This is a genomic window from Asanoa ferruginea (genome assembly GCF_003387075.1).
Classification (GTDB): Bacteria; Actinomycetota; Actinomycetes; order Mycobacteriales; family Micromonosporaceae; genus Asanoa; species Asanoa ferruginea.
The window spans coordinates 3,054,343-3,080,044 of record NZ_QUMQ01000001.1 but is presented as its reverse complement, the minus strand read 5'-3'; the positions used below and the strand labels follow the sequence as shown (position 1 = coordinate 3,080,044).

The following is a 25,702-nucleotide window of genomic DNA, read 5'->3' as shown; positions in this document are numbered from 1 at the left end:
GACCGGACCTGGATTGCGCTGGGGACGCCCCGCCGGAAAACGCCGACGGGGCCCGGCTGTGCCGGGTTGACTAGCAGCGGGCCCTGCCTGCATGCAGCGATCGTAGACACGTCGCGCTCCCCGCGCCGAACCGTTGTGATGGGATGCAGCCCATGAGCGACGTCACCGCCCGGGCTGCTGCGGGCTTCTCCTCCGCTTTCGGTGCCGAGCCGGCCGGGTTGTGGGCCGCGCCGGGCCGGGTCAACCTCATCGGCGAGCACACCGACTACAACGACGGTTTCGTGCTCCCGTTCGCGCTCCCGCACCGCATCGTGGTCGCGGCGGCATCGTTGCCGACACCACGGTGGCGGGTGTGGTCGGAGCAGTCCGACGAGACGATCGAGTTCGATGCGGCGCAGGCCGACGAACCGGGCAAAATCGATGGCTGGGCCGGGTATGTCGCGGGTGTCGTCTGGGCCCTGCGGGCCAAGGGCCACGACGTGCCGGGCGCCTCCCTGGCCGTCGCCTCCGACGTGCCGGCAGGTGCCGGCCTGTCGTCGTCGGCCGCCCTGGAGTCCGCCGTGCTGACCGCGCTCGCCGACCTGGGCGACCTGGCGGTGCCGGTCGAGGAGCGCCCGGCATTGGCGCAGCGGGCCGAGAACGACTACGTCGGCATGCCCTGCGGAATCATGGACCAGTCCGCGTCGATCCGCGCCGAGGCCGGCCACGCGCTCTTCCTCGACTGCCGCACGCTGGCGATCGAGCAGATCCCGTTCGACGTCGCGTCCTTCGGCCTGGCCGTACTGGTCGTCGACACCAGGGCACCACACCGGCACGCCGGCGGCGAGTACGCGTCCCGCCGCCGCGCCTGCGAGGAAGCGGCGGCCCTGCTCGGCGTGCCGGCACTGCGCGACGTGGCAGACCTGGACGCGGCGCTGGCGGCGTTGCCGGACGACGTGATGCGCCGCCGGGTCCGGCACGTGGTGACGGAGAACCAGCGGGTGCTGGAGACGGTCGCGCTGCTGCGCGCCGGCGAGGTCCGCGAGATCGGCCCACTGCTGACCGCGTCGCACGCCTCGATGCGCGACGACTTCGAAATCACGGTGCCGGAGGTCGACCTGGCAGTCTCGACAGCACTCGCCGCGGGCGCCTACGGTGCCCGGATGACCGGAGGCGGGTTCGGCGGCTGCGTGTTGGCCCTGGTCGACGCGGATTCGATCGAGCCGGTGGCGGCGGCGGTGGCTGCTGCCTACGCCGGGGCCGGTTTCACGGCGCCGGTGTGGTTCGCCGCCCGGCCGAGCGCTGGCGCGGGCCGGATCGAATGACCCTGCTCCGTCTGCGCCCCTATCCGCTGACGCTCGCCGTTTTCGTGCTGACGGCGGTGCCCAGCCTGCTCCAATTCGCGTTCCCGTCGGTGCTCACCTCGCTGCAACGCACCCCGGCAATCCGCGACGGCGAGGTCTGGCGCCTGTTCACGTCGCTGCTGGTGCAGGACGGCGGCTGGTTCGGCACCATCTCCAACCTGTTCTTCCTGGTAGTGGTCGGCTCGCTGGCCGAACTCACCCTGCGCCGCTGGCTCTGGGCAACGTGCTATTTCGGCGTCGGCCTGGTGGCCGAGGCGATCGCGGTGGCCTGGCAGCCGACCGGGGGTGGCAACTCGATCGCCATCTGCGGCCTGGCGGGCGCACTCACGGTCGCGCTGCTGACCCGGCCGTTGCGGGCAAGCGCGGCCTGGCGCCCAGACGCCATCGGCGCAGACCTGCGACCACGCCACCTGTGGATGCCGGCCGGCGTGGCCTGGTGGTCGGTGGCCCTGCTCGGCACGGCGAGCGAGGTGGCCCTTTATGTCGGCGTCGCTGCGGGGGTGGCGGTGCAGGTCGCACTGATAGCCGGCGGCGAAACGGGGCGCGGCAACCGCACCCTGGGCCGCATCGTGGGTGTTGGCGCACTGCTGGTTGGGGTAGCCCTGACCGCCCTACGCAACATCCACGGCCCGCCCCTTCTCCTCGGCGCCGGCCTGACCTACGCAGCAACCCGCCGCCAGCGCTAGGCGGCGCCGGCTGCCGCTTCAGTGCCGACCACGTGGCTTAACGCCGTCGCCGTCGCGGCGGGTAATCGGTGGGCGCCGCTCAGCGCCGACCACGCCTCTTACGCCGCCGCCGCGGGCGGTGAGTGCCCGATAGGCGGCGCCGGCCGCCGCTTCAGCGCCGACCACGTGGCTCAACGCCGTCGCCGCGCGGCGGGTGATCGGTGGGCGCCGCCGCAAGCGCCGACCACGCGCTTCTTACGCCGCCGCCGCGGGCGGTGAGTGCCCGATAGGCGGCCCCGGCCGCCGCTTCAGCGCCGACCACGTGGCTCAACGCCGTCGCCGCGCGGCGGGTGATCGGTGGGCACCGCCGCAAGCGCCGACCACGCGCTTCTTACGCCGCCGCCGCGGGCGGTGAGTGCCCGATCGGCGGCCCCGGCCGCCGCTTCAGCGCCGACCACGCGGCTCAACACCGTCGCCGCGCGGCAGGTGATCGGTGGGCACCGCCGCAAGCGCCGACCACGCGGCCGCCGCAGGCGGTGAGTGCCCGATGGGCGGCGCCGGCTGCCGCTTCAGCGCCGACCACCTGGCTTAACGCCGTCGTAGCGCGGCGGGCGATCGGTGGGCGCCGCTCAGCGCCGACCACGCTTCTTACGCGCCGCCGAGGGCGGTGAGTGCCCGATCGGCGGCACCAGCTGCCGCTTCAGCGCCGACCACCTGGCTGAGCGCCGTCGTAGCGCGGCGGGCGATCGGTGGGCGCCGCTCAGCGCCGACCACGCTTCTTACGCGCCGCCGAGGGCGGTGAGTGCCCGATCGGCGGCACCAGCTGCCGCTTCAGCGCCGACCACCTGGCTCAACGCCATCGTAGCGCGGCGGGCGATCGGTGGGCGCCGCTCAACGCCGACCACGCTTCTTATGCCGCGGGCGGCGAGTGCCCGATGGACGGCCCCGGCCGCCATCTCAGCGCCGGCCGGGCGGCCTAATGCCACCGCCGCGGGCGGTAGGTGACCGATCAGCGGCGCCCGCCGCAACCTCAGCGCCCACTGCGCTTCGGAGGCTGCCGCGTCGCCTTTTGTCCGTGTGTCGCGCTGCGCCGCGCCGGCGACGACGCGATCTAGGAAAAAACTGGTCGCCCCAGCTACCAGTTTTTTCCTAAATCTACTGGATCGGGACGCTGGGCTTGATCGTGTGCACCCCATCTGCACGACACGCGGCTTCCGCCATGATCATGTGTGCCGCGTCTGCACGACACGCCGTGCTGGTTGTCGATGAGGTGCACATGATCATGCGGAGTCGGCCAGCCGGTACTGGCCACGTGCACATGATCATGGGCTGCGTGGCGCAGCTTGGGCCAGAACCCACATCCCACCGGCAGGGTGGAGGCGGGATCTCTTTAGGGCGGCCGAGTCCGGAGCGGCCAAGTCCGGGGCAGCGCCCCGGTAGGGGCCAAGCCCCAAACTAGCTAGCTTCCACAATCATGCCCGCGGCAACGGTCCGGTGAGTGGCTTCGTCGATCAGGATGAAGCCGCCGGTCGTGCGGTTCCGGCGATACTCGTCGGCCAACAGCGGCGCCGTGGTCCGCAGCTTCAAGCGACCGATCTCGTTGAGCCGCAACTCCCCCGCCTCTTCATCCCGATGCAGCGAGTTCACGTCGAGCCGATAATGCAGATCCCGAACAACCGCCCGCACGGACCGCGTCGTGTGCTTGAGCGCGTATTTTCCACCCACCCGCAGCGGCTTGCTCTCATCCATCCAGCAGATCATCGCCTCGATGTCTTGAGCGACGGCAGGCGCGTTGTTCGGCCGGCAGATCAGGTCACCCCGCGAGATGTCGATCTCGTCCTCGAGACGGACAGTCACCGACATCGGCGGGAATGCCTCGGCCACCGGCCCATCAGCGGTGTCAATCGCGGCGATCCGGCTGGTCAGCCCCGACGGCAGCACCATCACCTCGTCGCCCGGCTTGAGCACCCCAGACGCGACCTGCCCGGCATAACCCCGATAATCGGTCACCGTTGTCGACTGTGGACGGATCACATACTGCACCGGGAAACGCACGTCGACGAGATTGCGGTCAGACGCGATGTGTACGCGCTCCAGGTGGTGCAGCAGCGACGGACCCTCGTACCACGGCATGTTTTCGGAGCGGGACGCGATGTTGTCGCCCTTGAGGGCCGAGATCGGGACCACCGACAGGTCGGGTGCCTCGAGCTTGGCCGCGAACGCGGTGAACTCGTCGGCGATCCGCTCGTAGACCTCCTGCGACCAGTCGACCAGGTCCATCTTGTTGACGCAGAGGACCAGATGCGGCACCCGCAGCAGCGAGCACAGGAACGCGTGCCGGCGGGACTGCTCGACCAGGCCCTTGCGGGCGTCGACGAGGATCAGCGCCAGGTCGGCGGTGGACGCGCCGGTCACCATGTTGCGGGTGTACTGAATGTGCCCGGGAGTGTCGGCGATGATGAACTTGCGGCGCGGCGTCGCGAAATAGCGGTAGGCCACGTCGATCGTGATGCCCTGCTCGCGCTCGGCCCGCAGGCCGTCGGTGAGCAGCGCCAGGTTGGTGTATTCGTCGCCGCGGGCCGCGCTGACCGCCTCGACGGCCGCCAGCTGGTCGGTGAAGAGCGACTTGGTGTCGAAGAGCAGCCGGCCGATCAGCGTCGACTTGCCGTCGTCGACGCTGCCCGCGGTCGCGAACCGGAGCAGGTCCATCGTGCGCTGCTCGGTAGCAGTCGGCGACATCAGAAGTAGCCCTCTCGCTTGCGGTCTTCCATGGCCGCCTCGCTGACCCGGTCATCGCCGCGGGTGGCGCCCCGCTCGGTGATCCGGGTGGCGGCGACCTCGTCGATCACCTTTTCGACGGTGTCGGCGGCGGACTCGACCGCCGCCGTGCACGACGCGTCGCCGACCGTGCGGTAGCGGACCTTGGCGGTGAACGGCTGCTCGGCGCCGCGCGGCGAGATGAACTCGTTGACGGCGTAGAGCATGCCGTCGCGGGAGATCACCGAGCGCTCGTGCGCGTAGTAGATCGACGGCAGGTCGAGCCGCTCGTGCTGGATGTAGTGCCAGACGTCGAGTTCGGTCCAGTTGGACAGCGGGAACACCCGGATCGACTCGCCCGTGTGGTGCCGGCCGTTGTAGAGCGACCACAACTCGGGGCGCTGGTTCTTGGGGTCCCACTGGCCGAACTCGTCGCGGAAGCTGAACACCCGCTCCTTGGCGCGGGCCTTCTCCTCGTCGCGCCGGGCGCCGCCGAAGAGCGCGTCGAAGCGGTATTTCTCCACCGCGTCGAGCAGCACCGGCGTCTGGATGCGGTTGCGGGTGCCGTCGCCGGGCTCGACCACCAGGCCCGACTCGATCGCCTCCGGCACGCTGGCGACCACCAGGTGCAGCCCGAGCTCGGCGACCCGGCGGTCGCGGAAGTTGATCACTTCGGGGAAGTTGTGACCGGTGTCGACGTGCATCACCGGGAACGGGATTCGCGCCGGTGCGAACGCCTTCTCGGCGAGCCGGAGCATCACGATCGAGTCCTTGCCGCCCGAGAAGAGCAGCACGGGGCGCTCCAACTCGGCGACGACCTCGCGCATGACGAAGATGCTCTCCGCCTCGAGCGCCGCGAGGTGGGAGACCCGGTAGGCCGGCGGCATGGAACCCCTTCGCAATTGTCTAGTGGTTAACTAGGTTTTTCCCGAGCGACTCTACCCCGCGAGGTGTTGCCGCAGCGCCGCGAGCAACCGGGGTGCCAGATCTTTGCGACAGACCACCAGATCGGGGAGCCGGGGATCGGTCTCGTTGTATTTCAGCGCAGATCCGTCGATCCGGGAAGCGTGCAGCCCGGTGGCCGTCGCCACAGCGACCGGCGCCGCGGAGTCCCACTCGTATTGCCCACCGGCGTGCACGTAGGCGTCGACCTCGCCGCCGACCACCGCGGCGATCTTCACGCCGGCCGACCCCATCGGCACCAGCTCGGCGTTGAGCCCCGCGGCCAGGTCGGCCAGGAAGGCCGGCGGCCGACTGCGGCTCGCGGCCAGGCGCAAACGAGGATGCGGACCCATCGGGGGGTACGCGGGGGGAAAGTCGGTCGCCAGCGTCCGGTGCTGTGCCGGGATCGCGACCGCGCCGGCGAGCAGCTTGTGCGGGCTGGTGCCGTGCCGACCCCAGAGGGCCACGTGCACCGCCCAGTCGTCACGGCCCTCCTCGGAGAACTCGCGGGTGCCGTCGAGCGGGTCGACGATCCACACCCGCTCGGCGCCGAGCCGATCGGCGCCGCTGCCAAGCGACCGGGCGTCCTTGTCTTCCTCGGAGAGCACCGCGTCGGCCGGCCGCCAGCGGGCCAGCTCGGTGCGCATCAGCTCGTGTGACAGCTTGTCGCCGGCCGCTTTCAAAGCGTGCGGATCGGCGAAGCCGACCTCGGCCCGGGTACGCAGCAACAGGTCACCGGCGCGCCCGGCCAGCCAACGGGCGAACGCGCCATCGATCACCGGCGGAGTCATGAGGGGTGTCTCCTCGTTGTCAGTAGGCGCCGCTCGGGCGCACGACGGCGGCCAGGGTGCGCATCAGGATCACCAGATCGAGGGAGAGCGACCAGTTCTCCACGTAGCGCAGGTCCAACCGGACCGCCTCCTCCCACGGCAGGTCGGACCGGCCCGACACCTGCCACAGCCCGGTCATCCCGGGCTTGACCGCGAGCCTGCGCCGCACGTCGTCGGCGTATTGCGCCACTTCCTGTGGCAGCGGCGGTCGCGGGCCCACCAGCGACATCTGGCCGAGCAGCACGTTGAACAACTGCGGAAGCTCGTCGAGCGAGAACCGGCGCAGCCGGCGCCCCACCGGGGTGATCCGCGGGTCGTTGCGAATCTTGAAGAGGACGCCGTCGTGCTCGTTGAGGTGTCGCAGCTCCGCGAGCCGGGCCTCCGCGTCGAGGTACATGCTGCGGAACTTGTAGATCAGGAACTCCCGGCCATCGCGACCGGTGCGTACCTGCCGGAAGAGTACCGGTCCTGGTGACTCGAGCCGGATGCAGAGGGCGACGACCAGCAGGACGGGTGACAGCAGCGCCACCAGCAACGCGGCGCCCAACCGATCGAACACCTCCTTGCCGAGCCGGGCGGTGCCCTCCAGGCGCGGGTGCTCGACGTGCAGCATCGGCAACCCGTCGACCGGCCGGATGGTGGTGCGGTCGCCGGCCACGTCGATCAGCGCGTTGGCCAGGATCAGGTCGATCTCGTCGCGCTCCAGCCGCCAGGCCAGCCGGCGCAGCGTCTGCCCGTCGATCTCCGGGCAGGACAGCACGATCACCGTGTCGGCGCCCGATACGTCGACGGCGTCCGCGACGTCGTCGAAGGTGCCGTAGACCGGCAGCCCGACCTCGCCGTCGTGTTGCGGCGGCAGGCAGGCGCCGACCACCTCGAGGCCGTGATAGCGCTCGCGGCACAGTTGCCGGGCCAGGTGGATCACGGCGAGTTCGTGACCGACCACGATCACCCGGCGCAGGCAGTCGCCCTTCTTGCGCGCCCGGTGCAGGCGTTTGCGGAGGCCGAAGCGGACCGCGACGGTGGCGAAGGTGGCGGCCGGCAGGGCGATCAGCACATAGGAGCGGGCGAGCGGGATCTCCAGCGCGTAGGAGACCATCGCGACGCCGGCGATCAGGCTCAGCCCGGCCCGGATCACCCGCTGATACTCGTCGGTGCCGACGAACAGGAACCGCGCCTCATACACGCGGGACAGCCCGACCGCGACGACCAGTGCGAACGGCAGCAGCGCCGAGAGCACCAGGTAGTCCTGGTTGTAGCGGGTCAGGTCGTCACCGAAGCGCAGCTTGAAGGCCAGGCCGCCGGCGGCGGCACCAACCAGGAAATCGGCGAGCAACAGGGTACGGATGTAGCGCGCTTCCCAGGCCGCCCGGCGGGACAGGGCGACGTGCCGGCCGGGTATCCGGCGCAGCAGGGAACTGCGGGCCGGTGCGGGGGGCTTAGCGGCTGCGCGCCGGGTCCGGACGGGGCGCGCGGCTTCGCTGACGTCGAGCCCGCGGTCCATCACTTCGCGCACCCACGCCTCCCCCGGTTAAGCTCCGCCTAAGACACAACGGGCGGAACCGGGCAGGCGATACGGACTTGATCAGGATCCGTTATAGGCGTTTTGTGCCCATTCAGCTCCGCGGGTCGCGACCGCCTCGGCGACGTCGGCGGCCCGGTCGACCAGGAAGTCGAGCTCTTTGCGCTCGGCCGCGGAGAAGTCGCTCAGCACGTAGTCGGCCGGGTCCTGCCGGCCGGGTGGACGGCCGATGCCGAACCGCACCCGGGCGTAGTCCTTGGTGCCGAGCGACTTCGACATCGAACGCAGGCCGTTGTGCCCGCCCTCGCCGCCGCCGACCTTGGCGCGGATCTGGCCGTAGGGGATGTCGAGCTCGTCGTGGACGGCGATGATCTGCTCCGGCGGCACCTTGTAGAACTGCGCGAGCGCGACCACCGGGCCACCGGAGAGGTTCATGTAGGTCAGCGGCTTGACCAGCACGAGTCGCGGCCCGCCGAAACCGAGCCGGCCCTCGGCGACCTCGCCGACCGCGCGGCGGTGCCGGCTGAACTTGGCCCCGATCCGGTCGGCGATCAGGTCGGCCACCATGAAGCCCACGTTGTGTCGGTTCTTGGCGTACTCCTTACCGGGGTTGCCAAGACCGACCACGAGGAACGGCGCTGTCGCTTCCACGCTTGTCATTCTCCCGAGGCCTTCAACTGAGTTGCGAAAGGCCCCTCCCGGTCAGAGCCGGAAAGGGCCTTGTCGCGCACAGACCAATGTGTGACTTAGGAAGCGGCCGCAGCCGACTCCTCGCTCGCCTCGCCGGCAGCCTCGCCCTCGGCGCCCTCGCCCTCAGCCGCCTCGCCCTCGGCGGTCTCGCCCTCGAGCGCCTCGGCGCTCGGCGCGACCGTGATGACGGCGATGGTGGTCTCCGGGTCGGCGACCAGCTCGGTGCCGTCCGGCAGGGTGACGTCGGCGGCGGTGATCTTCGAGCCCGCCTCGAGGCCCTCGATCGAGACCTCGAAGTGGTCGGGCAGGCGCGTCGCGTCGGCGCTGACCGAAAGGGTGTCGCTCTCGTGCACGACCAGCGTGCCGGGCGCCGCCTCGCCGATCAGGGACACCCGGATGTCGACGGTGACCTTCTCGCCGCGACGAACCAGCAGCAGGTCGATGTGCTCGTAGGTGTCGCGCACCGGGTCGCGCTGGATCGCCTTCGGCAGGGCCAGCGCCTGGGTGCCGTCGCTGACCTCTATCGCGAAGAGCTGGTTGGCACCACCGTGGCGGATCGCGGCGGCGAACTCACGCGCGGGCAGCGCGATGTGCTTGGGCTTCTCGCCGTGGCCATAGAGCACGGCCGGCACCAGGCCGGCGCGCCGGGTGCGGCGGGCACCACCCTTGCCGAACTCGGTACGCGGTTCGGCAGCGATCTTTACCTCGGACACGGGAGAACTCCTGGATCTTGGTCTGGGCTGTGTGCAAACGGCGGCGGTGCCGGGCGAGAGGCGCGCGGGGCTGGCCCGGACACCGCGTCGATGACGGCGCCCGTGGCTGCATAAGAGAACCAGCCGGGTCACCCTCGCCGTGGCAACCTCAACACTCTACCGGAATCGGGGCAGCACCTTACCGCCGGGTCTGCCGGATTCAGCTCAACGCGCTGAAGCGGGTTTCGGAGAGCCGCTTAGCTCAACCCGCCGAACAAGGTCGTAACGGACCCGTCGTCGAAGACCTCGCGGATGGCCCTGGCCAGCAGCGGAGCGATCGACAAAACGGTGATCTTGTCGAGCCGCTTTTCCGGCGGCAGCGGCAGCGTGTTGGTCACGACGACTTCGCTGATCCGGCTGTTCTTGAGCCGCTCGGTGGCCGGGTCGGAGAGCAGCGCGTGGGTGGCCGCCACGACCACGTCGGCCGCACCCGTGTCGTGCAGGATCTCGGCGGCCTTGGCGATGGTGCTGCCGGTGTCGATCATGTCGTCGACGATCAGGCAGACCCGGCCCTCGACGTCGCCGACCACCCGGTTGGCGACCACCTGGTTGGGCTTCAGCGGGTCGCGGGTCTTGTGGATGAACGCCAGCGGGCAGCCGCCCAGCCGGTCGGTCCAGCGCTCGGCGACCCGGACCCGGCCGGAGTCGGGCGCGACCACGGTCATCGGCCGGCCGGCGTATTTGCGCTCGACGTAGCTGGCCAGCACGTCCATCGCGAAGAGGTGGTCGACCGGCCCGTCGAAGAAGCCCTGGATCTGGGCGGTGTGCAGGTCGACGGTCAGGATCCGGTTGGCGCCCGCCTGCTTGAGCAGGTCGGCGACCAGCCGCGCGGAGATCGGCTCACGGCCGCGGTGCTTCTTGTCCTGCCGCGCGTAGGGGTAGAAGGGCAGGACCACGGTGATCCGCTTGGCCGAACCGCGCTTGAGCGCGTCGACCATGATCAGCGTTTCCATCACCCACTTGTTGACACCCTCGCCGGCGGACTGCACGACGAAGGCGTCGGAGCCCCGGACGGACTCGCGGTAGCGGACGAAGATCTCGCCGTTGGCGAACTCGTAGGCGTCGGTCGGCGTCGGCGCCACGCCGAGCACCTCGCCCATCTCGGTGACCAGCTCGGGGAACCCCCGGCCGGAGAAGAGCATCAGGCTCTTGCGGTTTTCGGCGACGATGCTGCCCATGGGTGAGGCGCTCCGTGAGTTCGGCGGATGTTTACTCGCTTGAAGTATCTCCCGGAGCATCGACGTCGGCATCAGCGTCTTGCGTCGCGTGCAGTTGGTCACGCGCAGCGCGGGCCGCTTCCGCCGCAGCTGTCCCCGGACGCCGGGATTCGACCCATCCTTCGAAGATCCGCTGCTGGCCGCCGGACACCGAGAGCGCGCCCGGTGGCACGTCGCGCCGCACCACCGTGCCGGCGCCGGTGTAGGCGCCGTCGCCCACCTCGACCGGCGCGACGAACATGTTGTCGGAGCCGGTGCGGGCGTGGCTGCCGATGACCGTGCGGTGCTTGCTAACCCCGTCGTAGTTGACGAAGACCGAGGCGGCGCCGATGTTGCTGTATTCGCCGATCGTCGCGTCGCCGACGTAGGAGAGGTGGGGCACCTTCGAGCCCTCGCCGATCTCGGAGTTCTTGGTCTCGACGAACGTGCCGATCTTGGACTTGTGCGCCAGCCGGGTGCCGGGCCGCAGGTAGGCGTAGGGGCCGACGCTCGCGCCCGAGCCGATCTTGGCCTGCACCGCGTGTGCCCGCAGCACTGTCGCGCCGGCCTCGACGACCGTGTCGATCAGCGTGGTGTCGGGGCCGATCGTGGCGCCGGTGCCGACCTGGGTGGCGCCGCGGAGCTGGGTGTTCTGGTCGATCACCGCGTCGGGCTCGACGGCCACCGTCACGTCGATCCAGGTGGTGGCCGGGTCGAGGATGGTCACGCCGGAGCGCATCAGGTCGGCGTTGATCCGGTCGCGCAGGCGACCGCGCAGCGCCGCGAGCTCGACCCGGTCGTTGCAGCCCAGGGTCTCCTCGGCGACGGTCGCGACGTGCACCGCGACCGGCTCGCCGGCGGCGGCGAGCAGGCCGAACACGTCGGTCAGGTATTCCTCGCCCTGGTCGTTGTCGCTGGTCAGCTTGGCCAGCGCGGCGCGCAGCAGGCGGGCGTCGAAGGCGTAGATGCCGGCGTTGATCTCACGGATCGCCTTCTCCGCCGGGCTCGCGTCGCGCTCCTCGACGATCCGCTCCAGGCCGCCGGACGGGTCGCGGACGATCCGGCCGAGCCCGGTCGGGTCGGGCACCTCGGCGGTGAGCACGGTGGCGGCGGTGCCGGCCAGCTCGTGCGCGGCCACCAGCGCGCTGACCGTCTCGCCGCGCAGCAACGGCACGTCGCCGTTGAGCACCACGACCGTGCCGGTCGCGTCGGGCACCGCGTCGAGCGCGATGCGCACCGCGTGGCCGGTGCCGTGCTGCTCGGCCTGGAGCACCGGGGTCGCACCGGGCGCGACCTCGGCGAGGTGCGCCTCGACCTGGTCAGCGGCGTGCCCGACGACGACCAGCGTGCGGTCGGCCTCGACCGGCGCCGCGGCGGCCAGCACGTGACCGAGCAGGGTGCGGCCGAGCAGCGGGTGCAGCATCTTCGACAACGCCGATTTCATCCGCTTTCCCTCGCCTGCGGCGAGGATGACGACGGTGCGGTCTTCGGTCACGAGGGGGCTCCCGTCGGACGGCGTACGGCGTGCCGCCTCATGTTAGTCGGGTGGTCACATCGGGGCTGTCGGTCACCCGAAAGAAGCTGGGACGCCTGGATTCGAACCAGGACCTTCCGGATTCAAAGTCCGGCGGGCTGCCGTTACCCCACGTCCCACTGAGCCGGGTAATCCTAGCTTGTCGCGCCCGCGGGGACATACGCTGACTCATTCCCTCGCACGGGTTAGCCCAACCTAAATTCTGCGGTTCACCGGATGCTAACTACGGTTCCGTAAGTTACGGTGACGTAGGCGTAAGTTTCCGATCACTTCCCCGCTGCGAGGTGCCATGACCACCGTCACCGCGACTCCCGACCAGACGACGACATCCATCGGCCCGAAGCCACTGACTGAGGGCAAGCAACCGCTCGGAGTGCTGATCGCGCTCTGGTTCTTCGTCGTCCTGCCGTTCCTCGCGGTGCTCGCGGCCATTCCGGTCGCCGCTGTGGGCGGCTGGCTGTCGTGGACGGACGCGGCGATCGCCCTGGTCCTTTACGTCGTCTCGGGCCTCGGCATCACGGTGGGCTTCCACCGCTACTTCACGCACGGCTCGTTCAAGGCGAAGCGCTGGCTGCGGGTGACCCTCGCGGTGGCCGGCTCGTTCGCGATCGAGGGCAACGTGATCCAGTGGGTCGCCGACCACCGTCGGCACCACGCGTTCTCCGACCTCGAGGGTGACCCGCACTCGCCGTGGCGCTTCGGCGGCGGTTTCTGGGGCCTGACCAAGGGCCTGTTCTTCGCGCACGTCGGCTGGCTCTTCTCCCGCGAGCTGGGCAACCGGAAGCGGTTCGCCCCGGACCTGCTCGCCGACAAGGCGATCGCCCGGGTCGACAAGCTCTTCCCGCTGCTGGTGGTCATCTCCGTGCTGTCGCCCGCCCTGGTCGGCGGCCTGGTCACGATGTCCTGGATGGGCGCGCTGACCGCGTTCTTCTGGGCCGGCCTGGTGCGCATCGCGGTGCTGCACCACATCACCTGGTCGATCAACTCGGTCTGCCACGTCTACGGCGAGCGCCCGTTCGAGGTGCGCCAGGGCGACAAGGCCAGCAACTTCTGGCCGCTCGCGATCCTGTCGTTCGGCGAGAGCTGGCACAACCTGCACCACGCCGACCCGACCTGCGCCCGGCACGGCGTGCTGCGCGGTCAGCTCGACATCTCGGCCCGGGTGATCTGGCTCTTCGAGAAGGCCGGCGCCGCCTACGACGTGCGTTGGCCCAAGCCGGAACGGATCGCCGCCAAGCTCATCGACAAGAAGGCCTGAATCTGATGACGCTCCCGGTGCGGGTCAGCGGCCCGCACCGGCGGGCTGGCAGGATGCTCGCGTGGTAGCCGACCCAGCCAACCCGGCGGGCGGCCGGTCCCGTGTCCGGATGTCCGCGACCCAGCGTCGTGAGCAGCTGATCGCGATCGGGCGTCAGCTGTTCGCCGAGCGCGGCTTCGACGCCACGTCGATCGAAGAGGTGGCCGCCCGGGCCAAGGTCTCCAAGCCGGTGGTCTACGAGCACTTCGGCGGCAAGGAAGGCCTCTACGCGGTCGTCGTCGACCGCGAGGTGCGCTCCCTACTCGACCGGATCACCAACGCGCTGACCGCGGGACACCCGCGCGAGCTGCTCGAGCAGGCCGCGCTCGCCCTCCTCGACTACATCGAGCAGGAGACCGACGGGTTCCGGGTGCTGGTCCGCGAGTCGCCGGTGATGTCATCGACCGGCACCTTCAGCAGCGTGCTCAACGACCTCGCACATCAGGCCGAGCACATCCTGGGCGCCGAGTTCAAGTCCCGCGGCTTCGACCCCAAGCTGGCCGAGCTCTACTCGCAGGCGCTGGTCGGCATGGTCGCGGTGACCGGCCGCTGGTGGCTCGAGGTGCGCAAGCCACGCAAAGACGTGGTGGCCAGCCACCTGGTCAACCTGGCCTGGAACGGCCTGTCCCACCTGGAGTCCAAGCCGGCCCTGGTGGTCCGCGACCGCTCGGCCTAGCGACACCCCTGGCGACACCCCCTAGCGGCGGGGCGCGGTGCGCGGCGGGACCGAAGTCGTCTTGAAGGCCTGTTCCGTGCGTGCTCGCTCGGGGCTGCCGGTCTTGTCGTACATCCCGGCGACCAGCAGCACGAGGCCGAAGACCAACGACAGGATCGCGGTCGAGACCGAGAAGTTCAGGAAGTTGGCCGCGGTCTGCATGAACGCCACCATGTAGATCCCGGTGACCATGAACAGCACGGCACCGGCGAGGTTGGTGTAGTGCTCGATGTTGCCGCCGATCAGGTTGGCCGTCACGAGGATCAGGCCCCAGATCACCGAGATGATGGCGAACGCCAGATTGGTACGCAGCCCCAACGCCCAGGTGCTGTCCCGCGAGAACAGCGTGTTACCGACCGTCCTGGTCAACGAGACACAGCCGAAGATCAGGATGTAGGTGCCGGTGAGCCCGGCGAGCGTCCGGTAGAGCGGCCGGAGCGGGTGATTGAGCGGGAAGTGCGCCATGCCCCAATTGTGGGGCTAGGTCGCTTTCTTCGGGCTCAGAACTCCAGACGGGCCCGCTGCCACGCCTGGTGCTCGTCCTCCGAGCCGACCCGGCCATACATGCCGGCGAGCAGCAGCAGGGTGCCCAGGCCCATCATCACGATGCTGGTCGCGAGCGTGTGGCCCAGGTAGTTGGCGTCGGTGCGGATCGTCGCGAGCGTGGCCAGACCGAGCGCCATCAGCACGTACGAGAAGACCCGGTTGACCGCCACGTCGATGTTGCGGCCGAGCACGGTCGCGATCAGCACGATGGCGCCGATCACGATGCTCAGCAGCGAGTTGGCCAGGTTGGTGCCCTGGCCCAGCACCGAGCCGCCGTCCTGCGCGAAGAGCCCGTCGCCACCGGTGGTCGCCGCGCCGATCCCGCCGAAGATCACCAGGTAGAGCCCGGACAGGCCGGTCAGCACCCGGTAGGTCGAGCGGGCGGGGTGGTTGATCGGGTTGTGCGTGCTCACGTGCCCTCCAGCGCCGATGTCGTCGGTCGAAACAGATTGTGGCCCAACCACCTGGCCGACGGCACATCGGGGGTTACGAAGCGTCTACCTGCTCGGCCAGGGTCAGCCATTCCTCCTCGGCGCGCTCACGCTCCGCGCGCAGTTCGCGGAGCCGGCTGTCGAGGTCGGCGACCTTCGCGTAGTCGGTGGCGTGGGTGGCCAGTTCGTCGTGCAGCGCCGCCTCCCGCTCGGTCAGCCGGCTGACCGTCCGCTCGAGCCGGACCAGGTCCTTGCGGGCCGCCCGCACGTCGGCCGCCGACATGCCGGTGCGTTCGTCAGGTGCGGCAGCCGTCGTCGGGGCGGACAGAGCCACCGCCGGGGCGCCGCTCACCCGGGCCAGATACTCGTCGACGCCGCCGGGCAGGTGCACCAGCCGGCCGTCGCCGAACATCCCGAAGACCACGTCGGTGACCCGTTCGACCAGGTAGCGGTCGTGCGAGGCGACGACCAGCGTGCCCGGCCAGGAGTCGAGCAGGTCTTCCAGCGACGCGAGCGTGTCGGTGTCGAGGTCGTTGGTCGGCTCGTCGAACAGCAGCACGTTGGGCTCGGCGGCCAGCAGCCGGAGCATCTGGAGCCGGCGGCGCTCGCCACCGGACAGGTCGCTGACCGGCGTCCACAGGCTCGACGTGCGGGTGCCGCCGCCGGACGGGCGGTCGACGAAGCCGAACATCTCGGCGAGCTGCGAGGCCGATAGCTCGCGACCGCCGAAGTTGACCCGGCGGGCCACTTCTTCGACGGCCTCCAGCACCCGCAGGTGACCCGGCAGCTCGGCCAACTCCTGCGAGAGGAAGGCGGGCTTGACCGTGGCACCGACGGTGAACCGGCCGGCGGCCTGGGTCGACCGGCCGGCGAGCAGTCGCAGCAGCGTGGTCTTGCCCGCGCCGTTGGCGCCGAGCAGCGCGATCCGGTCGCCGGGCCCGACCTGCCAGGTCAGGTCGTCGAGGATCGGCTTGTCGCCGGCTTTCAGGAACACGTTGGACAGGTCGTAGACCTGCTTGCCGAGCCGGGCGGTGGCCAGCCGTTGCAGCGAGAGCGTGTCGCGCGGCGGCGGCACGTCGGCGATCAGCGCGTTGGCCGCGTCGATCCGGAACCGCGGCTTCGAGGTGCGGGCCGGTGGACCGCGGCGCAACCAGGCGATCTCCTTGCGCAGCAGGTTCTGCCGGCGGGCCTCGGTGGCCGCCGCGACCCGCTCGCGCTCGGCCCGGGCCAGGATCCAGGCCGCGTAACCGCCCTCGTACGCGCGGATGGTCTGATCGGCGACCTCCCACGTGCTGGTGCAGACCGCGTCGAGGAACCACCGGTCGTGGGTGACCACGACCAGCGCGCCCTTGCGGCCGGTGAGGTGCCGGGCCAGCCAGTCGACACCGGCGACGTCGAGGTGGTTGGTCGGCTCGTCGAGCACCAGCAGGTCGGCCGGGCGCACCAGCAGCGCGGCCAGCGCCACCCGGCGCCGCTCGCCACCGGACATCGGGCCGACCGGCTGGTCGAGGCCGAGGTGTGGCATGCCGAGGCCGTCGAGGATCGCCCGGACACCGGCGTCGCCGGCCCACTCGTGCTCGGCGCCGAGGCCTTCGGCGAGCCAGGCGGTGCCGATCACGACATCCCGCACGGTGGCTTCCGGGTCGAACGACATCGTCTGCGGCAGGGCGGCCACCCGCAGGTCGCGGCGCAGCGTCACGCGCCCCTCGTCGGGCTCCTCCTGCCGGGTGATCAGCCGCAGCAGGGTTGACTTGCCGGCGCCGTTGAGGCCGACCACACCGATCCGGTCGGCGTCGTCGATCCCCGCCGAGACCCCCGTGAGCAATAGCCCGGCCGCGCCGTAGCCCTTGGACACCCGGTCCAAGTTGACGATATTCGCCATCAGACGACCCGGGCTCCCGCCACGGGGCCGGTGGTGGTGCGGGCCTCGCGGCAGACCCCGGCGGCCTCGAGCGCGCTGGCCACCATGGCCGCCTCGGACTGGTCGTAGGCGAGGAAGACACAGGTCGGGCCCGAGCCCGAGACGAGGCCGGCGAGCGCACCCGCGGCCCGGCCGGTCTTGAGCACGTCGGCGAGTTGCGGGCGCAGCGACAGGGCGGCCGCCTGGAGGTCGTTGCCGAGCGCGTCGGCGAGCACCTCGGGGTCGCGCTGGCGCAACGCGGCGAGCAGGTCGTCGGCGCTGCCCAGCGGCGGCGGGGCGGCGCGCAGGGCGCGGATCCGGTCGAGCTCGCTGTAGACGGCCGGGGTGGCCAGGCCGCCGTCGGCGATCGCCACCACCCAGTGCCAGGTGGTGGGGCGGGCCAGCACCGGGCTGACCGTCTCGCCGCGGCCGGTGCCGAGCGCGGTGCCGCCGTACACCAGGAATGGCACGTCGGAACCGATCTCGCTGGCGATCGCGGCCAGCTCGTCGCGGGACATGCCGGTGCCCCAGAGCGCGTCGCAGGCGACCAAAGCGGCGGCCGCGTCGGCACTGCCACCGGCCAGCCCGGCCGCCAGCGGGATCTGCTTGCGCAGGTGCAGGCGGGCGTGTGCAGGGACGCCGGCGTGCCGGGCCAGCGCGCGGGCGGCGCGGATGGCCAGGTTGCTCTCGTCGAGCGCCAGCTCACCGGCGCCGACGCCCTCCATCGTGAGGGTCAGCGTGTCGCCGCGGCGGGCGGTCAGCTCGTCGTGCAGCGCGATCGCGTGATAGACGGTGCTCAGCTCGTGATAGCCGTCGGCCCGGACCGGACCGACACCAAGGTGCAAGTTGATCTTCGCTGGCACCTTGACCTTGACCGGACCGGAGGCTCCCAGCCGGGGACGGTCGTCCTCCGGCTCCCACGCTTCGGTCACGAAGGGATGTCCTGGCTAGGGGCTGTCTTGGAGTGGGGGCCGGAGCGAGGCGAGGCCCAGCCGTCGGCTGGGGCCGCGCCGGGCGCGGCCGGATACCGGTGTTGTATCCGGTCGTGACCGGCGTGGTTCCAGGCGGCGGCTGGGTCCGCCGCAGCCCGGTCATCCACTTCAAGACAGCCCCTTAGCACGGGAATCAGCCTACTCGGAGCGGTGTGCGGTCACGTTGGCCGCCGCCGCGATGTCGGCGAACGCGCCCACGGCCAGCGACTCGCCGCGGGCGCCCGGATCGACACCGGCGGCGACCAGCACCTGCGCCGCACGCTCCGGACCGCCGGCCCAACCGGCGAGGGCCGCGCGCAGGGTCTTGCGACGCTGCGCGAACGCGGCATCGACAACCCGAAAAACATCCGCCCGGGGTACGTCGGCCCGCGGCGGCTCCCGTCGGGTGAACCCGACCAGGCCGGAGTCGACGTTGGGCACCGGCCAGAACACGCTCGGCGGCACCCGGCCGGCGGGGCGGGCGGCGGCATACCAGGCCAGCTTGACCGAGGGGATCCCGTAGACCTTGCCGCCCGGCGTAGCGGTCAACCGGTCGGCGACCTCTTTCTGCACCATGACCAGCCCGTGCCGCAGGGTCGGCAGCTCGGCGAGCAGGTTCAGCACGACCGGCACGGCCACGTTGTAGGGCAGGTTGGCGACCAGCGCGGTCGGCGCGGGCCGCAACTCGGCTGCGGTGATCCGCAGGGCGTCGGCGGCGTGCACGGTGAGCCGCCCTTCCGGGGCACCGCGGTCGCGAGCGGTCTGCTCCAGCGCGCCGGCCAGCACCGGGTCGATCTCGACGGCCTGCACCCGGGCGCCGGCCGCGAGCAGCCCGAGGGTCAGCGAACCCAACCCGGGCCCGACCTCCAGGACCACCTCGTCGGCCGCGAGCCCGGCGGTCGCGACGATCCGCCGCACGGTGTTGGGGTCGTGCACGAAGTTCTGCCCGAGCCGCTTGGTCGGCGCCACCCCGAGCCGGCTCGCAAGCACCCGGATCTCGGCCGGCCCCAGCAGTTCGGTCACGGCGCCGAGCCTACGAGTCACCGGCCGAGCCGGTCGATCTGGGCCGTCAGCGCCGCGGTCGCGGCGGTGAGCAGCTCGCGGACCAGGTCGAGCTGGGCCGCCGAGTAGGGCCGGAAGACCTCCGCGCCGGCCGCCGCGACCGGGCCGAAGATCTCGCCGATCCGCTCCCGGGCGGCCGGCGTCAGGGTGACCACGACCCGCCGCCGGTCGGCCGGATCGGGCACCCGCGTCACGTACCCCCTGCGGGTCAGCCGGTCGATCATCGTCGTGGTCGAGCCGCTGGTGAGGCGCAGCGCGGCGGCCAGCTCACCGGCCGTGGCCGCGCCGCCGAGCTGGTCGAGCACGTCGAGGCAGGCGCCGTCGGTGCGGTTGACGCCGAGCCGCTCCGCGACGGCCGCGTCGAACGCCTCGGTCGCCCGCTGGTTTTCCCGCACCGCCGCCGTCAGTGCGGCGGCCGCCTGATCCCAACTCACGCTGACCTCTTGACTATCAAGATGCTTGGCGGTCAAGATAATAGACCATGGGACGGTTGCTGCTCACCCTGGAAGGCGTCGTCGAGGCACCGATCGACCGGGTCGCCGAGGTCGCGCTGGTCGAGCAGCCCGGTGCGAGCGTCGACCGGGCCGCCCGCACGATCGTGATGCAGGGCGACTGGTGGTTCCGGTCGGAGACGGCGCTGCACGCCGACGGCCCGGGGCGGACCCGGATCGTCCAACGGATCTTCAACGTGGCGGAGAAGGGTCGGTGGGCGGTCCGGTTCGTGGCCCGCGAGCCGTTGCGGGCCGCGCAGGGAGGGTTCGACGCCCGGTTGGCCGAGTTCGGGCGGCGGCTGGGCTGCCGCTCCTACCGGGTGAGAGAGGCTGCGCGCCCCGGCTGAGCGTGTGACGATCGGGGTGATGACCCGAGCCAACGGAGGCGACCAACGATGTTCAAGCCCACCCGGCCGTTCAGCGGTTTCTCGGTCGACGACATCCCGGCCGCCAAGCGGTTCTACGGTGACACGCTCGGGCTGCCGGTCTCCGAGCTCAACGGGATGCTGATGATCGACATCGGCGCCGGTGCCGAGGTGCTCGTCTACCCCAAGGCCAACCACCAGCCGGCCTCGTTCACGATCCTCAACTTCCCGGTCGCCGACATCGTGTCGGCCGTCGACGACCTGGCCGGCCGGGGCATCACGTTCGAGCGCTACGAGGGCATGCCACACGACGAGAAGGGCATCGTGCGCGGCAACGGCCCCGACATCGCCTGGTTCACCGACCCGGCCGGCAACGTCCTATCCGTTTTGTCAGACCGCTAACCGCGCGTCTTCTCCAGGAGTTCGGCGATCTCCGCCGCCGTGCCGGTCTCCCCCAGCCGCGGGAAGATCCGTTCCACGCTGTTGCGGTGTGCTTCCTCCTGGGCGTCGCCCATCGCGTCGACCGCGAGGGTGACGTTGTAGCCGTGCTCGTACGCCGAACGAGCCGTTGACTCGACGCCGATGCTGGTCGCGATGCCGGTCAGCACCAGCTGGGTGATCCCGCGCCGGCGGAGCTGGAGGTCGAGGTCGGTGCCGTAGAACGCCGACCAGTTGTGCTTGGTGACCACCAGGTCGCCGGGGCGCTCGTCGACCAGCCGGTCCCAGTCGGCCGGCATGCCGGCGGCGGCCCGGCCGGTGGCCTCGGTGCGACCCGGCGCGGCGTCGGCGAAGTCCGGTGCGAACGAGACCCGCACCCGCACGACCGGAAGCTGGTGCGCGCGGAACGCGTCGGCCAGCGCCGCCGAACGCGCCAGCACGTCGCCGGCCGCGTGCGGCACCGTCTGCATCGCGGCGACACCCTGCTGCAGGTCGATGACGACGAGCGCGCTGCGGGTGTCCAAAGTGGTCAGTGTCATGATGGTCAACCTTTCTTCGTGCCGACCCGACCGAGTGAGCGGTCGGCGACCGTCGCCGCGAGCAACAGCGCGGCGACGACGAGCAGGAACAGGGCCAGCCGGTGCAGCCCCGTGGTGTCGGCGCCGTGTGCGAAGAACGCACCGTTGGCGGCCGCGGCGACGATCGCGCCGAGATACATGAACGTGCGCAGCAGCCCGGCCGCGGCACCGATCCGGGCCGGGTCGGCCTGGTGGTAGAGCGCGCTCTGGTTGGCCAGGCCGTTGAGCCCCTGCGGCACGCCGGCAACCAGCGCGACCGCGCCGAGCAGCAGGACGCCGCTGTGCGGGCCGGCGGTCAGCAGCAGGAGCGCGCCGGCCACCTGCACGAGACTGCCCACCACGAGCTTGCCGCGCACCGCGGCCCGCCGGCCGGTCAGCGTCGAGACCACCATGGCGGCCACGAACGTGGGCAGCAGCACCAGGCCGGTCACCGACGCGCTCAACCCGCGGCCGGCCTCCAGCCACTGGGTGAAGCCGTAGATGAAGCCGTACGCGATGACGTAGCTCAGCAGGTTGCGCCCGTAGGTCGCGAGCAGCGGCAGGTTGCCGCCGAACACCCGCAGATCCCAAAACGGTTCGGGGGTACGGAGTTCGCGGACGGCAAGAGCGGCGCCGGCGAGCACGGTGATCGGCAGCAGATACCAGTGCGCCGGCCGCATCAGCACCAGCAGCAGCGTGGTGAGCAGCACCGTGAACAGCGCGATGCCCAGCAGGTCGACCCGCGCCCGGGTGGCCGGCAGCGGGGTGCGCGGCAACCGGCGGGCGCCGAGCACCAGGCAGGCGACGGCGAGCGGGATGTTGACCGCGAAGATCGTGCGCCAGCCGCCGACGCCGATCAGGAGGCCGCCGAGCGTAGGCCCGACCACCGAGATGGTCTGGGCCGAGACGGCGAGCGCGGTCAGCACGCCGGCCGGGCTTTCCGCGCCGGACCGGCGGATGAGATACATCGCGGCCGGGTAGCCGGCGCAGGTGCCGAGGCCGAGCAGCACCCGGGCGATCACCAGCACCCACAGGTCGGGCGAGAACGTGCCGACCAGCCCGGCGGCGCCGACCAGCACGCCGCCGATCAGGTAGAGCCGGCGCGGGCCGTAGGTGTCGACCAGCCGGCCGACCACCGGCTGCCCGACCGCGGTGGCCAGGTAGAGACCGGAGACCAGCCAGGCGGTGTCGGAGGGTGGCGCGCCGAGCGCGATGCCGATCGGGATCAGCGCCACCGCGATCATCGACGAGTTGATCGGGTTGAGGACGGAGCCGAGGATCATCGGCGCGATCAGCCGGCGGTCGAACCGGGCGGCCGGTGGTGCCGCGGGCGTGACGGCGGCCGTGGTCACTCCGCCAGCCTGTCGAGCAGCGCGAGCGCCGCGACCACGGTCTGGCGTTCGGCCTCGGTGAACCGGTCCTCGAACGACCGGGCCAGCCACTCCTCGCGGGCCCGGCTGTCGGACTCGAACATTTGCCGGCCGGCCGCGCTGAGCGAGATGACCTGGCGCCGGCCGTCGACCGGGTCCGGGCGGCGGTCGATCAAGCCCCGCTCGTCGAGCGCCGCGAGCAGGGTCGCCACCGACTGCGGCCGGACCCCTTCGGCGGCCGCGAGCACGCTCGCCGACGCCGGGCCTTCCTTGCCGAGCCGGGTGAGCAGCGAGGTCTGCGAGGGAGTCAGCGCGCCGGAGCCGGGTAGCGCGCGCAGCCGGCGGCGCAAGCGGCCGACCACGACGCGCAGTTCGCGGGCAGCGCGCACGGCCGACTCCTCAGGCATGTGCCGACCGTAGAATTCGACAGTTGAAACTGTCCAGTTTTAACTGGCTACCAGTGACCGAACGCACGTTCGGTGGCACCGGAGATCGCCGTGCACAGCTCGTCGACGTCGACGCCCTTGGCCTCGGCCAGCGCCCGCACGGTCAGCGGGATCAGATACGACGCGTTCGGCCGCCCGCGGTAGGGCACCGGGGTCAGGTAGGGGGCGTCGGTCTCGACGAGCATCTGGTCGGGCGGGGTGACCACGGCCGCGGCGCGCAACGCGGTCGCGCTGCCGAAGGTCACGGTGCCGGCGAAGGAGAGCAGATAGCCGCGGCGTACACACTCGGTCGCGAATTGCTCGTCACCCGAGAAGCAGTGCAGCACCACCGTGTCCGGTGCGCCCTCCTCGTCGAGCACCCGCAGCACGTCGGCGTGCGCGTCCCGGTCGTGGATCACCAGGGCCTTGCCGTAGCGCTTAGCGATCGCGATGTGCGCCCGGAAGCTGGCCTCCTGGGCCGGCCGCCCCTCGGCGCCGGTGCGGAACGTGTCGAGGCCGGTCTCGCCGATCCCGCGCACCCGCTCGTCGGCGGCCAGCCCTTCGATGATCCGCAACGCCTCGTCGAGGTTGGGCAGCCGCGGCGCCTCGTTGGGGTGCAGCGCGACGGTCGCCACGACGGCGGAGTGCTCGCGGGCCTTGGCCAGCCCCCAGCGCGACGACTCGACGTCGACGCCGACCTGGACGAGCCGGTCGACGCCGGCGTTGGCGGCCGCGGCGATCGCGCCGGACACCGGATCGGGCCCGAACACGTCACGCCCGCCGCCGCTCGCCTCCGACACGGTGATGTCGATGTGCGTATGGCTGTCGGCCACCGGCACCGCCAGCGGGAGCGGTGGTGCCGGAAACTCGCCGGCGCGGCGTGCGGCGCGCTGCTGGCGCGACTCGTTCGGTTGCTCGGTCATCGCTGGCCAGCATCACATATGGCGGCAGTGACATAGCGCGCACCGCCGAGCAGGGGAAGTTCACGAACTGTTCACTGCCGGCACACGCGGCGCACCTAGGGTCTGCCGGGTGGCGGTCACCCCTCAGGAGCGCACGGGCTCCCCAACCGATCTGCGCGTCACCCTCGGCGACGTCACCTACCCGGCTGTCGAGATCGCCCGCGGCGCCGCCTATGAGTTGTTCAGCGCCGAGCCCGGCGACGGATTCGAGCGCGACCCCCGGCCCGGCCAGCGCTACCCCTTCCACCGCTTCACCCACGTCACCGAGATCACCGCGGTCAACGGCCGGCCCGCCGACCCGCACCACCCCGACCGGGTGCACCACGACGGCGCGGAAGAGCCCGACGACCCGATGACCCTGCCGCTGAGCCGGGCGATCGGCTGGCGCGAGGTGCACAGCCGCAGCCAGCAGCCGGCGTCGGCGAACGACCCGATCCTGGTCGCGCTGCGGGCCAGCGCGCACATCCGGCGCGGCACCCGGATGGTCAAGCACCTGTCGGGCAGCCAGGTCGCGGCCTACCTGCGGGGCCGCCTGCCGCAGGGCTTCTGTTACCGCGAGTACGACGTGGCGCACCTGCGTACCCCCGCCGACCTGACCCTGCTGCGCACCGAGGCCGACGACGGCCGCGACCCGGAGGATGTGGCGTTCGCGCTGCGCTGGCGGGCGGTGGATCCGTCCGACTTCGACCTGCCGTCCTACGACCGCTATCCGGGCCTGGTCAGCATGCCGGCACACGACCGGATGGGCGCACCGGTGCTGGGCACGGGCTTCGCACCGAGCGGCCGGCACGTCATCCCGGAGTTCGTGACCAGCAACTTCACCGACCTCCCGATGCCGGCGAACGCGACCCTGGTCGCCTACACGGCCGACGGCGACGAGGCGATCCTCTACTCGTTCCAGCCGGAGCAGCGGGGCTGGCTCCGGATGGCCGGCCCGCGCTGGCGCCCACTGCTCGCCGAACTGCCCGGCATCCCACCGGACCAGGAGTATGTGCAGATCGGCGACCAGCAGTCGGCAGTGCACCTGGTCGGCACCTACCGAGGCGAGGAATGCGTCGCGGTCGCGGACCCGCCGGGCGAGTTCCGCGTGCTGGCAATGACCCGCGCCGCGCGCTATCCGGTGGAAACGCTGGTCCGCCGCAACGAATACGGCCGCTGGCGCGACGCACCCTGCCTGGTCCTACGCCAGGAATCAGGCTGGCTGCGGCTGCGGTTGTGCCGCCCGGACCCGGAGGCGGTCGCCCGACTGGCGGCCCAGTGCTACGAACGCGGCATCTACGAAACCTGGGCGCCCTTGAGCGAGGTCACCGACCGCCAGATCATCGACAACCGCTACGAGATCTAGGCCACCCGAGCGGCACGGCGACCGGTCATCAGCATCACGATGGTTGCCACTGAACCCGCCAGTCCGGCCAGCATGATCAGCCACAACCCGATTCCGACCTTCATCTGGACGGCCTGGCTCATCGACGCACCGATGCCGAAGACATCGTCTTCCGACGGCGTAGCCATTTGTTGCCGCATGTCTTCCTCGGCCGATGACAGGTCAGCAATCTTCCAGACGCCCAGCGCAAGCAGAGCGAGAGCGGCGAGTAGAGCGAGGACCGGCACGGCGCTCGGCATCCGGTGCCTGCGCAGCGTCAGAGTGCCGAACGCGACCAGCGCCAACCCGAGCGCTGCGGTGACCCAGCCATCGGTGCCGTCTACACCCGACGCGCTGACCGTGCCGATGAGCGGCGCGGTGACACTGGCCCACGGCAGGAACGAGCCGATCGTGGCGGCCGCGCCAGCACCCAGCACGATCCATGGCTGAATCGGTGGCAGAGGTGCGAGCCCAGGTGGCACCACGCCGGCTGGCTGCTGCTCGCGAAACGGCGGTTGGTCGCTCGGCCCTGGCACGTGCGGGATGGATGGGTCCATTTGCCTCAGTCCCCCTGCGTC

The 25,702-nt window shown here is 71.1% G+C and carries 26 protein-coding genes and 1 tRNA gene; 7 read left to right on the top strand and 20 right to left on the bottom strand.

Annotated elements, in window-relative coordinates:
- Positions 1-152 precede the first annotated feature (152 nt).
- Together galK and DFJ67_RS14645 are read left to right on the top strand one after the other, a co-directional pair.
- A complete protein-coding gene (gene galK, locus DFJ67_RS14650; RefSeq protein WP_116068390.1) occupies positions 153-1,304 on the top strand; it encodes a galactokinase in 1,152 nt (383 codons plus the stop codon).
- A complete protein-coding gene (locus DFJ67_RS14645; RefSeq protein WP_116068389.1) occupies positions 1,301-2,029 on the top strand; it encodes a rhomboid family intramembrane serine protease in 729 nt (242 codons plus the stop codon). The genes galK and DFJ67_RS14645 overlap by 4 nt, the downstream gene beginning before the upstream one ends.
- A gap of 1,434 nt (positions 2,030-3,463) precedes the next feature.
- On the opposite strand, the gene DFJ67_RS14640 is transcribed toward DFJ67_RS14645, so the two are convergent.
- From DFJ67_RS14640 to DFJ67_RS14600, 9 genes are all read right to left on the bottom strand, one after another.
- On the bottom strand, positions 3,464-4,747 hold the full coding sequence (locus DFJ67_RS14640) for a sulfate adenylyltransferase subunit 1 (RefSeq protein WP_116068388.1): 1,284 nt from the start codon (positions 4,745-4,747) through the stop codon (positions 3,464-3,466).
- Complete coding sequence (cysD, locus tag DFJ67_RS14635; protein WP_116068387.1) at positions 4,747-5,652, bottom strand: sulfate adenylyltransferase subunit CysD; 906 nt, start codon at positions 5,650-5,652, stop codon at positions 4,747-4,749. The genes DFJ67_RS14640 and cysD overlap by 1 nt, the downstream gene beginning before the upstream one ends.
- Positions 5,653-5,703: 51 nt before the next feature.
- A complete protein-coding gene (locus DFJ67_RS14630; RefSeq protein WP_116068386.1) occupies positions 5,704-6,498 on the bottom strand; it encodes an inositol monophosphatase family protein in 795 nt (264 codons plus the stop codon).
- A gap of 19 nt (positions 6,499-6,517) precedes the next feature.
- Positions 6,518-8,053: a sugar transferase gene (locus tag DFJ67_RS14625; RefSeq protein ID WP_239097297.1), complete on the bottom strand. Its 1,536-nt coding sequence runs from the start codon at positions 8,051-8,053 to the stop codon at positions 6,518-6,520.
- Between the two features lie 69 nt (positions 8,054-8,122).
- Positions 8,123-8,710 carry an aminoacyl-tRNA hydrolase gene (gene pth, locus DFJ67_RS14620; protein WP_239097298.1) on the bottom strand — a complete coding sequence of 196 codons (588 nt, stop codon included), beginning with the start codon at positions 8,708-8,710 and terminating at the stop codon, positions 8,123-8,125.
- Positions 8,711-8,805: 95 nt separating this feature from the next.
- Complete coding sequence (locus DFJ67_RS14615; RefSeq protein WP_116068383.1) at positions 8,806-9,462, bottom strand: 50S ribosomal protein L25/general stress protein Ctc; 657 nt, start codon at positions 9,460-9,462, stop codon at positions 8,806-8,808.
- Between the two features lie 236 nt (positions 9,463-9,698).
- A complete protein-coding gene (locus DFJ67_RS14610) occupies positions 9,699-10,679 on the bottom strand; it encodes a ribose-phosphate diphosphokinase (protein WP_116068382.1) in 981 nt (326 codons plus the stop codon).
- A gap of 31 nt (positions 10,680-10,710) precedes the next feature.
- A complete protein-coding gene (gene glmU / locus DFJ67_RS14605; RefSeq protein ID WP_116068381.1) occupies positions 10,711-12,192 on the bottom strand; it encodes a bifunctional UDP-N-acetylglucosamine diphosphorylase/glucosamine-1-phosphate N-acetyltransferase GlmU in 1,482 nt (493 codons plus the stop codon).
- Between the two features lie 86 nt (positions 12,193-12,278).
- Positions 12,279-12,350, bottom strand: a tRNA-Gln gene (locus tag DFJ67_RS14600).
- Positions 12,351-12,520: 170 nt separating this feature from the next.
- Between DFJ67_RS14600 and DFJ67_RS14595 the strand changes: the two genes are divergently transcribed.
- The gene (locus tag DFJ67_RS14595; protein WP_116068380.1) at positions 12,521-13,489 is read left to right on the top strand and encodes an acyl-CoA desaturase; all 969 of its coding nucleotides are present in this window, start codon (positions 12,521-12,523) and stop codon (positions 13,487-13,489) included.
- Positions 13,490-13,598: 109 nt separating this feature from the next.
- Positions 13,599-14,204 carry a TetR/AcrR family transcriptional regulator gene (locus tag DFJ67_RS14590; protein ID WP_116068379.1) on the top strand — a complete coding sequence of 202 codons (606 nt, stop codon included), beginning with the start codon at positions 13,599-13,601 and terminating at the stop codon, positions 14,202-14,204.
- 21 nt (positions 14,205-14,225) lie between these two features.
- Here the strand turns inward: DFJ67_RS14590 and DFJ67_RS14585 are convergent, their stop codons facing one another.
- From DFJ67_RS14585 to DFJ67_RS14560, 6 genes are all read right to left on the bottom strand, one after another.
- A complete protein-coding gene (locus DFJ67_RS14585) occupies positions 14,226-14,708 on the bottom strand; it encodes a DUF4383 domain-containing protein (RefSeq protein WP_116068378.1) in 483 nt (160 codons plus the stop codon).
- Between the two features lie 35 nt (positions 14,709-14,743).
- Positions 14,744-15,202 carry a DUF4383 domain-containing protein gene (locus DFJ67_RS14580; RefSeq protein WP_116068377.1) on the bottom strand — a complete coding sequence of 153 codons (459 nt, stop codon included), beginning with the start codon at positions 15,200-15,202 and terminating at the stop codon, positions 14,744-14,746.
- 73 nt (positions 15,203-15,275) lie between these two features.
- Positions 15,276-17,102, bottom strand: coding sequence for an ABC-F family ATP-binding cassette domain-containing protein (locus DFJ67_RS14575; RefSeq protein WP_116068376.1), 1,827 nt, complete (start codon positions 17,100-17,102; stop codon positions 15,276-15,278).
- Positions 17,102-18,052: a 4-(cytidine 5'-diphospho)-2-C-methyl-D-erythritol kinase gene (locus tag DFJ67_RS14570; RefSeq protein WP_116068375.1), complete on the bottom strand. Its 951-nt coding sequence runs from the start codon at positions 18,050-18,052 to the stop codon at positions 17,102-17,104. The genes DFJ67_RS14575 and DFJ67_RS14570 overlap by 1 nt, the downstream gene beginning before the upstream one ends.
- Before the next feature lie 198 nt (positions 18,053-18,250).
- Positions 18,251-19,114 carry a 16S rRNA (adenine(1518)-N(6)/adenine(1519)-N(6))-dimethyltransferase RsmA gene (rsmA, locus tag DFJ67_RS14565; RefSeq protein WP_116068374.1) on the bottom strand — a complete coding sequence of 288 codons (864 nt, stop codon included), beginning with the start codon at positions 19,112-19,114 and terminating at the stop codon, positions 18,251-18,253.
- Positions 19,115-19,131: 17 nt separating this feature from the next.
- Entirely contained in the window at positions 19,132-19,587 is a 456-nt protein-coding gene (locus DFJ67_RS14560; protein WP_203783797.1) for a MarR family winged helix-turn-helix transcriptional regulator, read from the bottom strand.
- Positions 19,588-19,634: 47 nt separating this feature from the next.
- Between DFJ67_RS14560 and DFJ67_RS14555 the strand changes: the two genes are divergently transcribed.
- Together DFJ67_RS14555 and DFJ67_RS14550 are read left to right on the top strand one after the other, a co-directional pair.
- The gene (locus DFJ67_RS14555; protein WP_116068372.1) at positions 19,635-19,991 is read left to right on the top strand and encodes a hypothetical protein; all 357 of its coding nucleotides are present in this window, start codon (positions 19,635-19,637) and stop codon (positions 19,989-19,991) included.
- 48 nt (positions 19,992-20,039) lie between these two features.
- Positions 20,040-20,411, top strand: a complete 372-nt coding sequence (locus DFJ67_RS14550) for a VOC family protein (RefSeq protein WP_116068371.1) — start codon at positions 20,040-20,042, stop codon at positions 20,409-20,411.
- Here the strand turns inward: DFJ67_RS14550 and DFJ67_RS14545 are convergent.
- From DFJ67_RS14545 to DFJ67_RS14530, 4 genes are read right to left on the bottom strand one after another with little or no spacing between them, the layout of a single operon-like run.
- Positions 20,408-20,986 (bottom strand): isochorismatase family protein, encoded by a 579-nt coding sequence (locus DFJ67_RS14545; RefSeq protein ID WP_116076210.1) that lies wholly within the window; start codon positions 20,984-20,986, stop codon positions 20,408-20,410. The genes DFJ67_RS14550 and DFJ67_RS14545 overlap by 4 nt on opposite strands.
- Positions 20,987-20,991: 5 nt before the next feature.
- Positions 20,992-22,356 carry an MFS transporter gene (locus DFJ67_RS14540; RefSeq protein WP_239097299.1) on the bottom strand — a complete coding sequence of 455 codons (1,365 nt, stop codon included), beginning with the start codon at positions 22,354-22,356 and terminating at the stop codon, positions 20,992-20,994.
- Positions 22,353-22,781: a MarR family winged helix-turn-helix transcriptional regulator gene (locus tag DFJ67_RS14535; RefSeq protein ID WP_116068370.1), complete on the bottom strand. Its 429-nt coding sequence runs from the start codon at positions 22,779-22,781 to the stop codon at positions 22,353-22,355. The genes DFJ67_RS14540 and DFJ67_RS14535 overlap by 4 nt, the downstream gene beginning before the upstream one ends.
- 47 nt (positions 22,782-22,828) lie before the next feature.
- On the bottom strand, positions 22,829-23,722 hold the full coding sequence (locus DFJ67_RS14530; protein ID WP_116068369.1) for a TatD family hydrolase: 894 nt from the start codon (positions 23,720-23,722) through the stop codon (positions 22,829-22,831).
- Positions 23,723-23,831: 109 nt separating this feature from the next.
- On the opposite strand from DFJ67_RS14530, the gene DFJ67_RS14525 reads away from it, so the two are divergent.
- Positions 23,832-25,106, top strand: coding sequence for a hypothetical protein (locus DFJ67_RS14525; protein ID WP_116068368.1), 1,275 nt, complete (start codon positions 23,832-23,834; stop codon positions 25,104-25,106).
- On the opposite strand, the gene DFJ67_RS14520 is transcribed toward DFJ67_RS14525, so the two are convergent.
- Positions 25,103-25,561 carry a hypothetical protein gene (locus tag DFJ67_RS14520; RefSeq protein ID WP_116068367.1) on the bottom strand — a complete coding sequence of 153 codons (459 nt, stop codon included), beginning with the start codon at positions 25,559-25,561 and terminating at the stop codon, positions 25,103-25,105. The two genes, DFJ67_RS14525 and DFJ67_RS14520, sit on opposite strands and share 4 nt — an antisense overlap.
- Between the last annotated feature and the right edge of the window lie 141 nt (positions 25,562-25,702).